At 69.0% G+C, this 12363-nt stretch carries 12 protein-coding genes; 7 read left to right on the top strand and 5 right to left on the bottom strand.

Annotation, left to right across the window (positions count from 1 at the left end; genetic code table 11):
* Window positions 1-103 precede the first annotated feature (103 nt).
* From ACTRWB_RS24105 to ACTRWB_RS24130, 6 genes are all read left to right on the top strand, one after another.
* The gene (locus tag ACTRWB_RS24105; RefSeq protein ID WP_446903381.1) at window positions 104-886 is read left to right on the top strand and encodes a 5-oxoprolinase subunit PxpA; all 783 of its coding nucleotides are present in this window, start codon (window positions 104-106) and stop codon (window positions 884-886) included.
* Window positions 887-908: 22 nt separating this feature from the next.
* On the top strand, window positions 909-1151 hold the full coding sequence (locus ACTRWB_RS24110; protein WP_129513097.1) for an acetyl-CoA carboxylase: 243 nt from the start codon (window positions 909-911) through the stop codon (window positions 1149-1151).
* Between the two features lie 4 nt (window positions 1152-1155).
* Window positions 1156-2613 (top strand): acetyl-CoA carboxylase biotin carboxylase subunit, encoded by a 1458-nt coding sequence (locus ACTRWB_RS24115; protein ID WP_446903382.1) that lies wholly within the window; start codon window positions 1156-1158, stop codon window positions 2611-2613.
* Window positions 2610-3485, top strand: coding sequence for a 5-oxoprolinase subunit B family protein (locus tag ACTRWB_RS24120; RefSeq protein ID WP_446903383.1), 876 nt, complete (start codon window positions 2610-2612; stop codon window positions 3483-3485). Before ACTRWB_RS24115 ends, ACTRWB_RS24120 begins: the two co-directional genes overlap by 4 nt.
* Window positions 3475-4470: a 5-oxoprolinase subunit C family protein gene (locus ACTRWB_RS24125; protein WP_193099244.1), complete on the top strand. Its 996-nt coding sequence runs from the start codon at window positions 3475-3477 to the stop codon at window positions 4468-4470. The genes ACTRWB_RS24120 and ACTRWB_RS24125 overlap by 11 nt, the downstream gene beginning before the upstream one ends.
* A 238-nt stretch (window positions 4471-4708) precedes the next feature.
* Window positions 4709-6064 carry a purine-cytosine permease family protein gene (locus ACTRWB_RS24130; protein WP_446903384.1) on the top strand — a complete coding sequence of 452 codons (1356 nt, stop codon included), beginning with the start codon at window positions 4709-4711 and terminating at the stop codon, window positions 6062-6064.
* A 36-nt stretch (window positions 6065-6100) separates the two neighbouring features.
* Here the strand turns inward: ACTRWB_RS24130 and ACTRWB_RS24135 are convergent, their stop codons facing one another.
* The 5 genes from ACTRWB_RS24135 to ACTRWB_RS24155 form a co-directional block, all read right to left on the bottom strand.
* Window positions 6101-7189, bottom strand: coding sequence for a suppressor of fused domain protein (locus tag ACTRWB_RS24135; RefSeq protein WP_446903385.1), 1089 nt, complete (start codon window positions 7187-7189; stop codon window positions 6101-6103).
* A gap of 74 nt (window positions 7190-7263) precedes the next feature.
* Window positions 7264-7989 (bottom strand): copper homeostasis protein CutC, encoded by a 726-nt coding sequence (locus ACTRWB_RS24140; protein WP_446903386.1) that lies wholly within the window; start codon window positions 7987-7989, stop codon window positions 7264-7266.
* Between the two features lie 83 nt (window positions 7990-8072).
* On the bottom strand, window positions 8073-8477 hold the full coding sequence (locus ACTRWB_RS24145) for a hypothetical protein (RefSeq protein ID WP_129513104.1): 405 nt from the start codon (window positions 8475-8477) through the stop codon (window positions 8073-8075).
* Complete coding sequence (locus ACTRWB_RS24150) at window positions 8474-8860, bottom strand: hypothetical protein (protein WP_419685409.1); 387 nt, start codon at window positions 8858-8860, stop codon at window positions 8474-8476. The genes ACTRWB_RS24145 and ACTRWB_RS24150 overlap by 4 nt, the downstream gene beginning before the upstream one ends.
* A gap of 165 nt (window positions 8861-9025) precedes the next feature.
* Window positions 9026-10312: a sensor domain-containing phosphodiesterase gene (locus ACTRWB_RS24155; protein WP_129513106.1), complete on the bottom strand. Its 1287-nt coding sequence runs from the start codon at window positions 10310-10312 to the stop codon at window positions 9026-9028.
* 296 nt (window positions 10313-10608) lie between these two features.
* Here ACTRWB_RS24155 and ACTRWB_RS24160 point away from each other — a divergent pair, with 296 nt between their 5' ends.
* Window positions 10609-12276 carry a Na+/H+ antiporter gene (locus tag ACTRWB_RS24160; RefSeq protein WP_446903387.1) on the top strand — a complete coding sequence of 556 codons (1668 nt, stop codon included), beginning with the start codon at window positions 10609-10611 and terminating at the stop codon, window positions 12274-12276.
* Window positions 12277-12363: the final 87 nt, after the last annotated feature.

Below are 12363 nucleotides of genomic sequence, written 5' to 3' on the forward strand. Positions count from 1 at the left end.
TAGAACTATTTTGACGCACCCCGCACGGCTAACCTGCGTTCAACACGGTTTCGGCCCGCGCCCCGGCGCAAACGAGACCGGAGAACCTGGAGGAACGAACCGTATGAGGAAGCACAGTGTCGACCTGAATTCCGACATGGGCGAGGGTTTCGGCCCGTGGACGATCGGCGACGGCGTCGACGAGCAGATCATGCCGCTCATCAGCTCGGCGAACATCGCCACCGGCTTTCATGCCGGCGATCCGAACATCATGGCGCGCACGGTGCAACTCGCGCGCGACGCCGGCGTCGGCATCGGCGCGCATCCGGGCTTTCGCGATCTGGTCGGCTTCGGCCGCCGCACGATCACCGAAACGCCGCAGGCGCTCGTCCACGACATCCTGTACCAGCTCGGCGCGCTACGCGAATTCGCGCGCCTGAACGGCGTGAGCCTGCAGCACGTCAAGCCGCACGGCGCGCTCTACATGCATGCGGCATCCAATGAAGCGTTCTCGCGGCTGCTGATCGAGACGCTGCAGCGCGTCGACCCCGGCCTGTGGCTGTACTGCATGGAAGCATCGGTTACCTATCGCGTGGCAATGGAGTACGAACAGCCGGTGATCCGCGAGTTCTACGCCGACCGCGACTACGACCGCAGCGGCTCGATCGTGTTCACGCGCCGCGTCGGTCGCCTCGACCCGCAGCAGGTCGCCGACAAGGTGCTGCGCGCGTGCATCGACGGCAAGGTGCGCACGATCGACGGCGACGACATCGACATCGATTTCGATTCGGTCTGCATCCACAGCGACACGCCGGGCGCGCTCGACCTCGTGCACGCGACGCGCGATGCGCTGGTCCGCGAAGGCATCCGGACCGCGGGACCGCGACCGCTCGCCGCCCATCACTGAACCCGATTCAAGGAGACGCCAGATGGCATTGCACGATATCGTCAGCCCGTTGCCGGGCACGTTCTACCGGCGCCCGTCGCCCGATGCGGCCTACTACGTCGCGGTCGATGCGACGGTCGCCGCGGGCGCCGTGGTCGGCCTCGTCGAAGTGATGAAGCAGTTCACCGAGATCGAAGCCGACGCGGCCGGCCGCGTCGTCGAGCTGCTCGTCGAGGACGGCGAACCGGTCGACGCGGGCCAGGTACTGATGCGGATCGAGGGGTGACGCGATGAAGCCGGCAACCTCCCCCGACACGTTCTATCGCCCGTCGCGGATCAAGACCGTACTGGTCGCGAACCGCGGCGAAATCGCGGTGCGCGTGATTCGCGCGGCACGCGAGCTCGGCATGCGCGCGGTCGCCGTGGTCAGCGACGCGGACCGCGACAGCCTCGCCGCGCGCATGGCCGACGAAGCGATCCACATCGGCCCGTCGCACGCGGCGAAGAGCTACCTGAATCCCGCCGCGATCCTCGACGCCGCGCGGCAATGCGGTGCGGACGCGATCCATCCGGGCTACGGCTTCCTGTCGGAGAACGCCGCATTCGCCGCCCAGGTCGAGGCGGCCGGGCTGATCTTCGTCGGCCCGGATTCTCAGGTGATCGCGACGATGGGCGACAAGGCGCGCGCCCGCGACACCGCGCGGCGTGCGAACGTGCCGACGGTGCCCGGCAGCGACGGCGTCGTGCAGTCGCTCGACGAAGCGCGGGAAGTCGCCGCGCGCATCGGCTATCCGATCATGATCAAGGCGGCCGCGGGCGGCGGCGGGCGCGGCATCCGCGTCGCGCACGACGCCGCGCAGCTCGACGCCGAGCTGCCGCTCGCGCAGCGCGAGGCGCAGGCCGCGTTCGGCGACGGCGGCGTCTATCTCGAACGCTTCATCGCGCGCGCCCGGCACATCGAGGTGCAGGTGCTCGGCGACGGGCATGACGTCGTCCACCTGTTCGAGCGCGAATGTTCGCTGCAGCGCCGCCGCCAGAAGATCCTCGAGGAAGCACCGTCGCCGTCGCTCGCACCGGCGCAGCGCGACGCACTGTGCGCATCGGCGACGCGCCTTGCGCGCGAAGTCGGCTATCGCAGCGCGGGCACGCTCGAATACCTGTTCGACGACGCGCGCGGCGAGTTCTACTTCATCGAGATGAACACGCGCATCCAGGTCGAGCATCCGGTGACCGAGGCGATCACCGGCATCGATCTCGTGCGCGAGACGCTGCGCATCGCCGACGGCGAACCGCTGCGCTTCGTGCAGCAGGACATCGCGATGCGCGGCGCGGCGCTCGAATGCCGGATCAACGCAGAGGACCCGCTGCAGGATTTCCGCCCGAATCCCGGCCGGATCGATGCACTGGAGTGGCCGACCGGCCCCGGCGTGCGCGTCGATTCGCTGCTCTATCCGGGCTACGTCGTACCGCCGTTCTACGATTCGCTGCTCGCGAAGCTGATCGTGCACGACGAGAGCCGCGCGGCCGCGCTGCAACGGCTCGCACGCGCGCTCGGCGAACTGCACGTCGGCGGCGTGAAGACCACCGCGCCGCTGCACGTGGCGCTGCTCGCGGACGACGATGTGCGCGCCGGACGCTACCACACGAATTTTCTCGAAGCGTGGATGCCGCAGTGGCGCGAAGCCGCGACGGACGCCGCGCGCGAGCATGCAACCGAGGACGCCGTGCGCGTCGGGGAGGCCCTGTGACGACCCGCTATACGTTCGGCGGCGACGAGTTCGTGTTCGTCGAAATCGGCGAAGCCATGTCGCTCGACGCGTTCTTCAAGGGCACGGCAATCACGCGCGAACTGCAGCGGCGCGCGGTGCCGGGCATCACCGAGATCTGTCCGGCGAACGCGTCGTACCAGGTGCGCTACGACCCGGACGTGATCGATCCCGACGCGCTCGTCGCGCTGCTGAAGACGGTCGAGGCCGACGTCGGCGAAGCATCGCTCGAACTCGACACGCGCATCGTCGAGATACCCGTGCTCTACAACGATCCGTGGACGCATGAAACGCTGATGCGGTTTCGCGAGCGCCACCAGGATCCGTCGTCAACCGATCTCGAATATGCGGCGCGCATCAACGGCAAGCAAAGCGTCGACGAATTCATCGCCGCGCATTCGGGCTCGCCGTGGTTCGTGTCGATGGTCGGCTTCGTCGCGGGCCTGCCGTTCATGTACCAGATGGTCGAGCGCGCGCGCCAGCTCGAAGTGCCGAAATACCTGCGGCCGCGCACCGACACGCCGAAGCTCACCGTCGGCCACGGCGGCTGTTTCGGCTGCATCTATTCGGTGCGCGGCGCGGGCGGCTACCAGATGTTCGGCGTGACGCCGGCGCCGATCTTCGATCCCGCGCAGCGGCTCGACTACCTGCACGATTTCATGGTGTTCTTCCGGCCCGGCGACATCGTGAAGTTCACGCCGATCGACCGCGCGGCGTACGACGCCGCCGTCGCGGCGGTCGATGCCGGCACCTTCTCCCTGCGCGTGCGCCCCGTGAAGTTCTCGCTCGACGCATTCCTGCGCGATCCCGACGCGTACAACCGCTCTCTCGTCGAGGTGCTGCATGCAAGCTGACGCGCACAACGTGATCGAGGTCGTGAAACCCGGCCTCGCGACATCGGTCCAGGACACGGGCCGGCAAGGCTATTACCACGTCGGCATTCCGCCGTCGGGCGCGCTCGACCAGTACGCGTCGCGCGCGGCGAACCTGCTCGTCGGCAATCCCGAACAGGCGGCCGTGCTCGAATGCACGCTGCTCGGCCCCGAGCTGATGTTCCATGTCGACGCGCTGATCGCGGTCACCGGCGCCGAGATGACGCCGAAGATCGACGGCGTCGGGCAGCGCTGCAACGTCGCGCTGCGGATCCGCGCCGGCAGCGTGCTGTCGTTCAACTACGTGAAGGGCGGCGCACGCGCGTACCTCGCCGTCGCGGGCGGCATCGACGTGCCGGTCGTGCTCGGCAGCCGCTCGACGTATGCGCTCGGCGCGATCGGCGGCCATGCGGGCCGGCGTCTGCAGAAAGGCGACCGGCTGCCGATCGGCGCCGCGCACGGCACCCACCGCGAGGGGCGCGAACTGCCGGCGGCCGTGAGCCGGCCGCTCGACAGCCAGGTCGAGCTGCGCGTGCTGCCGGGCCTGTACCACTACCGGCTCACCGACGCATCGGCGCAGACGTTCTTCGACGATGAATGGACGGTCGCGCCCGAAGCGGATCGCATCGGCTACCGCTACAGGAACGGCCGCCCGCTGCAGTTCCGGCCGCGCGAGCAGCCGTTCGGCGCGGGCGCCGATCCGTCGAACATCGTCGACGCGTGCTACCCGATCGGCTCGATCCAGGTGCCGGCCGGACTCGAGCCGATCATCCTGCATCGCGATGCGGTGTCGGGCGGCGGCTATGCGACGATCGGCACGGTCATCAGCGCCGACATGGACCTGATCGGCCAGATGCAGCCGAACCACCGCGCGCGCTTCGTGCGCGTGACGATGGCCGACGCGCTCGCGGCGCGCCGCGAATACCAGCGACGCCTCGCGCTGCTGCGCGCCGTGCTGCGGGACTGATCGCCGCGCGCCCGGCCGTCGCGCCGGGCGCTGTTTGCGGCCGCACGCCGCCAGCGCTTCACGCGTTCCGTTTTTCGCTATCCGTTTCCCGCCCGCGCGGCCATGCGCCGCGCGGCGGGGGCGCTTGCGCGTTTTTTCTGCCGGACCGGTTGCCCGCCCGACGTCGGGGCAGCCCTGCGGATCGCATGTGCCGCGGCCGAGACGTCGTTCGCAATTTTGCTCATCGAGGAGCACGATCATGGCCAACCTGGCTCAGGCACGCACCGACGAGGATCTCGACCTGTCGACGCTCGCCATTCCCGATCACGCGCGCATGCCGCCCTTTTCGCTGACGATGGCGTGGTGGGCCGTGTGCAGCGCGGTGTTCTACATCGTCGTCGGCGCGACGCTCGCGCTCACCTACGGTGCGCGCAACGCGCTGATCGGGATGGCGCTGTCGGTCGTGTCGTACGGCGTCGTCAATTCGATCATCAGCCGCTACGCGATCCGCACCGGCCTGTCGGTCGCGCTGTTCTCGCGCGTGCTGTTCGGCAGCGCGGGCGCGGCACTCGCGACGCTGATCTTCTTTGCGACGGCGATCTACTACGCGGTGTTCGAAGGCTCGGTGATCGCGGTCGCCGCGCACCACCAGTTTCCGGCGCTCGACTACAAGTGGGCCGCGCTGATCGTCGTTTGCTACAGCGTGCCGCTCGTGTTCGGCAGCGTGCAGCACTGGCTCGACAAGTTCAACGGCGTGCTGCTGCCGTTCTACCTGCTCGGGCTGCTCGCGGCCGTCGGGCTCGCGACGGCCGAGTACGGCTACCACGCCGCGTGGCTCGATTTCGGCCCCGCCGGCGGCGCACCGGCCGGCGGCTGGTGGCACTGCTTCGTCTACTACATGGGCGTGTGGGTGCTGATGATGTTCACGTTCGACTATGCGCGTTTCGGGCGCAAGGAAGACGCCGACTATCACGGCCGCTTCAACTTCGGGATGCCGTTCTATCTCGTCACGTTCCTCGTCAACGGCGCGGCCGGCATTTATCTCGTCAGTACGATTCCGGGGCTCGGTACGCTATCCGAAGTGTCGGTCGTGCTCGCGCTGCTGAAGCTGATGGGGCTGTGGGGGCTGCTGTTCGTGTGGGTCACGCAATCGCGCATCAACACCGCGAACTACTACCTCGCGACCGTCAACATGCAGGCGTTCTTCCTGAAAGTGGCCGGCCTGCGCGCGCCGAAATTCGTCTGGGCGCTCGTGGTCGGCGCGGTCGTCTATGCGCTGATGATGGCCGACATCTTCTCCCGGATCCTGCAGGCGCTCGCGTACCAGGGCATCTTCGTCGTCGCGTGGGTCGGCGTCGCGCTCGCGCACATCCTGTCGACGCGTTACGGGCAGCTCGTCGGCGACGACGTCGAATGCCGCGACGCGCATGTGCCGACGTTCAACCCGGGCGGGTTGACCGCGTGGTTCTCCGGCGCGTTCGCGGGACTCGCGCTGAACCAGGCAACGGGGTTCGCCGCATCGCTGTCGGCGCCGGCGACCTTCGTCGTGTCGTGGGTGGTCTATCGCACGTTGCTGGGCACCGCGAAACGAACCTGGTTCGTGCGCAATACGTGACGGTGAAGACGTAGCTCGAACGTGCGCCGCCGCGTGTCACCCGATCGTCTGCACCGCGTTGCCCTGCGCGTCGCGGATCACGGTCTTCTCGACACGCCAGCGCACGCCGTCGAGCCCGTCGACCGCATACTCGCCGGCGCGCGGCTGCAGCGTGCGCGCCAGCGCCTGCACGGTCGTGTCGGTAAGCTGCAGCGTCAGCGTGCCGTCCTCGTCGGTCACGCCGTTCGCGTCGCCGCGCACGAACCGTACCGCGCCGGCCTGACCGACCAGCCGGAACGGCCGGTCGAACGGCAGCCGCAACGGCAACAGCGTGACGAGTTCGTCGACCTGCCGCGCGCCGACGGTAATCTCGACGACCGGCGCGCGCAGCAGCCGCTTGCGCGTTTCCCAGCCCAGCACGTCGGTGAACAGGTAGCCGCTCGCCGAGCCGTCGCGCTGCGTGCCGGCGTCGACCTGCGCACGCACGTCCGCGCGCTCGAGCAGCGACGCGCGGCCGAGATCGGTCACCCACAGCGGCAAGTGCGGCAGCAGCGTGTCGAGCAGCGCGCGCGTGCGCCAGCGCTTCGCGGCGCGCTCCTCGTCGAGCGTCAGCCCGACGATCTGCAGGAACGCCAGGCGGCCGTGCGGCGTGTCGATCGCCGGCAGTTCCGGATCGAACGCGAAGCCCATCGAGCAGAGCGCCGTGTCGGTGTCGAGCGCGATCGGGCCGTTGGCCGTCATCCAGTGGCCGTCGTCGAATGCGTTGCCGCTCTGGAACACGTAGCGCGCGAGGTTCTGCAGGAAGCTGAACGCCCAGCGCGGCGGCTCCTCATCGCCGGCATCGCAGGCGACGCGAATCGTCAGCTCGAACCCGAAGCCGCTGACGGCCGGATCGTCGGACTCCTTCGCATACAGCTCGCTCAACCCGTACGTGACGAAATGCCAGTGCGGCACGGGTTCCGCGCGCTTCCACACGCTGATCCCGTCGAGCGGATCGGGGCCGCCGAGCCGCCACTTGATCAGCGTGCCGTAATGCTTCGGCTCCTGGCCCGGATAGAGGCGCGCGAGCGCACCGTCGATCGCGTCCCAGCCCGGCGCGCCGTCATCGTCCGCGCCGCCCTGCGTGTCGTGTGTTGCGTCCGTCATGTGGCCCTCTCTCCCAAGTGGAGTCTTTGCGTGTCGGGCACGCGCGTGCGGCGGCCGTGCGCGTTACGCGCGGATCACACGTGCGACGCCGCGCCGTCGAGCGCTGCGCGCACCCTTTCGACGAGCTGCACGTCGACGCCCGCCAGCACCTCGCCGCGCGGCCGCACGCCCGAGCCGAAATGCACCGCGCGTACGCCGGTCGCCAGGACGAACTCGCCGACTGCGTCGACCGTGAGCCCCGAGCCGGCCAGCACCGTGCACGTCGAACCTTCGGCCTGCCGCACCATCCGCGTGATCGTCGCGGCCGCGTCGAGCACCGACGGATGGCCGCCCGACGTCAGTACCGACGTGACGGCCGGCACGCGCAGCAGCGCGTCGAATGCGGCGTTGAGGTCGCGCGACACGTCGAACGCACGGTGGAACGTCAGCGCGCGGCCATCCGCGGCCGCCGCGATGCGGGCCAGTGCGCCGACATCGATGTCGCCGCGCGCGTCGAGCGCGCCGAACACGACACCGTTCGCGCCGGCCGCTACGGCCGCGCGCACGTCGCGCTCGATCACGCGCAGGTCGTCGGCGTCGTAGACGAACGACCGGCTGTGCGGGCGCACGATCACGTTGACGGGAATCGGCACGGCGGCCACGACGGCCTCGATCAGGCCGACGCTCGGCGTCAGCCCGCCTTCGGTGATCGCGGTTACGAGTTCGAGGCGGTCGGCGCCCGCGCGGGCGGCGGCTTTCGCATCGCCGACTGTCGTGGCAATCACCTCGAGGAGGACGGAGGAAGCGGCGTTTCGGTTCATCGGCGGCTCGCGATTCGTCAGGACAATTCGCGCATCCTAGCCGAGCGGCGTGACGGGCGCCAGCGTACCGGGCGCCGCGAAAGTCAGCCGCGCCGCACGAGCCACATGCCGGCCAGCGCGGACAGGGCCGTCACCACGGCGCCCGGCGCGAACCGGAACATCCGCGCGTTCAGGTCCAGGCCCTGCTGCTGCATCACGTCGACGATCCCGGGCGCCAGCATGAACGACGCCCAGCCCATCATCCCGAGCGCGGTGGTCGCGGTCGCGATGAGCAGCGCAATGCCGGCACCCCGCGCGCGCGGCCGGAACGCACCGGCGAACGCGCCCGCGGCGAAGAGCACGGCCGAAAACGCGAACAGCGCGGCGATGAATCCGGACATCACGCCCGTTTGGCCGACCCGCATGAACGCACCCATCTGCGCGGTAATCACGCACATGCCCGCAATCGTGAACAGCACGATCGCCAGCGCATTGCGCACGAAGCTCATGCGAGCGACTGGCGGAAATACGCGGTCGCCGGACGCCGGAACAGCAGGTAGATGAACAGCGCGAACAGCAGGAAGCCGGGAATCAGCACCGCGAACATCGATGCCGGCATGTTGACGAACGAGAACGCGAAGCCCAACACGGACGTCGCGATGTAAGCCTTGCGCGACCACTCGCGGCCCTTGAGGATCGCGATGCCGATCACGACGTTCGCGGCTTCGATGATCACGCTGACGCCGAGCGTCGCCCAGACGGGCAGCAGGTAGTGCGACAGCAGCGCCTGGGTGGTCGGCATGCCGATCGAGAACGGCGTATAGACGCACGTGATCGCGTTGGTCACGATGATGATCCACGCGAGGATGGTCAGCGAAATCGGTCTTTTCATTGTGTTGTCCTTTTATTCGCCGCCATGGTGGCCCCCGGGACGGCGCGATCGCGGTCACGACGGCCGCGATCGGGCCATTCTCGGGGAAGCGCGCGGCGAATGCAACGGCCGGCCGGCGCCGGTGCGCCCCGGTCGCCAGGATCGCCGCACGCAGCGCAGGCGACGCTAACCGGCGTCCGCTTCGTCGTCGGCCCAGTCGATATCGCCGCACAGCACGCGCTGCGCATCGCCGACGCGCACGGCCACCGACAGCGTCACGCACGGCTGCGCCTCGTTGATCGACAGGTACGGCCGCGTGACCTGCACGCGCCCCGGTTCGGCGATCGCCGAGCGGAAATACGGCCGGCGCAGCCAGTTCGCGCCCTGCGCGTCCGCGAGCGGCGAGAAGCGCGCCTCGCTCAGCGCGCGATCGGCGCGCAGCACGACGTTGCGGCCCGACTGCCGCCCGTGCGCGTCGAGCAGGAAGCAGCGCGCGGCCGCGTCGAGCGCGAGGAAATTCCAGCACACCTCGTCGAGCGGCTCGCCGGACGCGAGACGCTCGGCCGCGCGCTCGAACGCGCGCAGGTACGGTGCAAGCCGCTGCGCGTCGCGCCGCTCGCGCACTTCGGTTTGCTGACGAAAGCGCTCGGTCAGCTCACCAATGCAGCCCGTCGCAGCCGCACTGTCGGGCAGCCCGGGGGCCGGGCGGCCGAAGTAATAGCCCTGCACGAAATCGGCCTCGCACGACAGCGCGATCTGCGCTTCGTGCTCGGTCTCGATCCCCTCGACGAGCACGAGCTTGCCGGCCTCGTGCAGCAGCGTCACGAGCCCGTGCAGGATCGCGGTGAGCCCCGTGCGGTGTGCCGCGTGCGACAACATGATCCGGTCGAGCTTCACGATGTCCGGGTTCAGTTGCCAGATCCGTTCGAGGTTCGAGTGGCCCGCGCCGAAATCGTCGAGCGCGATCAGGAAGCCATGCGTGCGGAATTCGCGCACGGCCTCGGCGAGCCGCTCGACGTCGTCCGCGCGCTGTTCGAGCACTTCGAGCACGATGCGGCGCGGCGGCATGCCGAGCCGCTTCAGGTTCGCGAGCAGCGCGGCCGCCTGGAACGGATCGGTGAGCACGCCCGGATGGACGTTGAGAAACAGCCACTCGCGCTCGGCGCCGAGCAGCGCGAAGTTCTCGAGATGCAGCGCCTGCGCGAGCCGGTCGAGCTGCAGCAGCTCGCCCTGGCGCGCGGCTTCGCCGAACACGTCGAGCGGCGACACGGGGCGGTCGAGCGCATCGTGTGCGCGCAACAGCGCCTCGTAGCCGACCGCACGCTGGTGCGACAGGCTGAATATCGGCTGGAACACGGTCGTGAGCGTCAGGTCGCGATGTTGCGTCGCCAGACGTTCGAGGCCGGAGCTCATCTCCCGCTCGAACCGGTACGGCGACGCGGCGGCCGGACGCTCCTGTTGCACGATCGTCATGCCTTCCTCCTGGTGATGCACTCGCGCGCGACGACCGACGAAACGGACGACGCGCGCAATGTCATGGTTGGACCCTCGGTTGTCCGGTCGGTGCCGGACGGCTGACCAGCATCAAGCAAGCTCCGTGCAAGGTGCGTTCAGCCCATATGCCGTGCGGGCGCGCCGGACTGCCGCACCACCGTGGCGCACGTCCGATGCACCATTTTCGTGCGCACGCACCGGCCGCTCGAACGCACCCGTCACGCCGCCACGCTACACTCCGTACGATCGTTTCATTCCCCGTATTCGCCGTATCGATGGAAATCGTCTTCACCGTCCTGATCCTGCTGCTGACCGTCGCGCTGTCCGGCGCGGTCACGCGCCTGCTGCCGTTGCAACTGCCGTTACCGCTGATGCAGATCGTGTTCGGCGCGATGCTCGCATGGCCGAAGCTGAACCTGCACGTCACGTTCGATCCCGAAATCTTCATGCTGCTGTTCATTCCGCCGCTGCTGTTCGCGGACGGCTGGCGGATTCCGAAACGCGAGCTGTACCTGCAGCGCCGCGCGATCCTGATGCTCGCATTCGGGCTCGTGTTCATGACGGTACTCGCAGTGGGCTACTTCGCGCATTGGCTGATTCCCGAGTTGCCGCTGCCGATCGCGTTCGCGCTCGCGGCCGTGCTGTCGCCGACCGATGCGGTCGCGCTGGCCGGCATCGCCGGCCGTGGCCGGATCCCGCCGCAACTGATGCACATCCTCGAAGGCGAGGCGCTGATGAACGACGCGTCGGGCCTCGTCGCGCTGAAGTTCGCGATCGCGGCCGCGCTGACGGGCATGTTCTCGCTGCGGGCCGCGTCGGTCACGTTCGTGATCGTCGCCGCCGGCGGGCTCGCGACGGGCGCGATCGTGTCGTGGGTGTTCAGCGCGCTGTCGACGCGCTTCCTGAACGCCGAGCAGGAAGGCGATCCGGCCCCCGGCATCGTGATGACGCTGCTCGTGCCGTTCGCGGCCTACCTGTTCGCCGAGCATCTCGACCTGTCGGGCGTGCTGGCGGCCGTGTCGGCCGGGATGATGATGAACTACACGAGCTTCTCGCGCAAAAGCACCGTCGCATCGCGCGTGCGTGCCGAAAGCACGTGGGCGATGATCGAGTTCGTGTTCAACGGCATGGTGTTCATCATGCTCGGGCTGCAGCTGCCGCACATCATCGGCCGCGCGCTCGTCGACGCGCACCATACGAGCGACGCGCTCGTCGGCCGGATGATCTTCAACGTGTGCGCGATGATGCTCGCGCTGTATGCGATCCGCTTCCTGTGGGTCTGGCTGCTGCGCTGGATCGCGAGCCGCCGCGCCGCGCGCCAGGGCCTCGCGGGTACGATGGCCGGCGTGCGCACGATCGCGGTGATGACGGTCGGCGGCGTGCGCGGCGCGGTCACGCTCGCCGGCGTGCTGTCGATCCCGGTCGCGCTCGCCGACGGCGCACCGCTGCCGGGGCGCGACACGGCGATCTTCATCGCGTCGGCCGTGATCCTCGGCTCGCTCGTCGTCGCGGTGATCGGCCTGCCGCTGCTGCTGCGCGGCGTGCGTTCGTCGCGCAACCCGCTCGCCGACGAGGAGCGCACCGCGCGCTCGGCGGCCGCGCAGGCCGCGATCCGCGCGATCGATTCGTCGCACGACGCGATTTCGGCCGATCTCGACGAATCGGGTGCCGCGCGCTGCGCGGACATCTCCGCGCGCGTGATGGACCAGTATCGCCGCCGGCTCGCCGCGCTCGCCGAGGACGGCCCGACGCCGCGCGCCGAAGCGAAGCAGAGCGAAACGATGGAACTGCAGATGCGGATCGCCGCGATCCGCGCGGAGCGCTCGGTGCTGTACCGGCTGCGCAGCGACAGCAAGATTTCCGACGAGACGCTGACGAAGCTGATCCGCGAGATCGACCTGTCGGAAACCGCGCTGTCGACGCGCAAGAAAGGCATTGTCTGACGGGCCGGCCGATGCCCGCGCGCAGCCGCCCATAAAAAAAACGGCGACGCCGCAGCGTCGCCGTTCTTGCATCCGCCCGCGTTCGCG

Source organism: Burkholderia sp. YIM B11467 (assembly GCF_052952715.1).

Excerpts from the sequence above, each read along its gene's own strand:
- ACTRWB_RS24110 (WP_129513097.1), top strand. The coding sequence starts at position 909 with ATGGCATTGCACGATATCGTCAGCCCGTTGCCGGGCACGTTCTACCGG.
- ACTRWB_RS24160 (WP_446903387.1), top strand. The coding sequence starts at position 10,609 with ATGGAAATCGTCTTCACCGTCCTGATCCTGCTGCTGACCGTCGCGCTG.
- ACTRWB_RS24135 (WP_446903385.1), bottom strand. The coding sequence starts at position 7,189 with ATGACGGACGCAACACACGACACGCAGGGCGGCGCGGACGATGACGGC.
- ACTRWB_RS24140 (WP_446903386.1), bottom strand. The coding sequence starts at position 7,989 with ATGAACCGAAACGCCGCTTCCTCCGTCCTCCTCGAGGTGATTGCCACG.
- ACTRWB_RS24155 (WP_129513106.1), bottom strand. The coding sequence starts at position 10,312 with ATGACGATCGTGCAACAGGAGCGTCCGGCCGCCGCGTCGCCGTACCGG.
- ACTRWB_RS24105 (WP_446903381.1), top strand. The coding sequence starts at position 104 with ATGAGGAAGCACAGTGTCGACCTGAATTCCGACATGGGCGAGGGTTTC.
- ACTRWB_RS24115 (WP_446903382.1), top strand. The coding sequence starts at position 1,156 with ATGAAGCCGGCAACCTCCCCCGACACGTTCTATCGCCCGTCGCGGATC.
- ACTRWB_RS24150 (WP_419685409.1), bottom strand. The coding sequence starts at position 8,860 with ATGAAAAGACCGATTTCGCTGACCATCCTCGCGTGGATCATCATCGTG.
- ACTRWB_RS24125 (WP_193099244.1), top strand. The coding sequence starts at position 3,475 with ATGCAAGCTGACGCGCACAACGTGATCGAGGTCGTGAAACCCGGCCTC.
- ACTRWB_RS24145 (WP_129513104.1), bottom strand. The coding sequence starts at position 8,477 with ATGAGCTTCGTGCGCAATGCGCTGGCGATCGTGCTGTTCACGATTGCG.
- ACTRWB_RS24130 (WP_446903384.1), top strand. The coding sequence starts at position 4,709 with ATGGCCAACCTGGCTCAGGCACGCACCGACGAGGATCTCGACCTGTCG.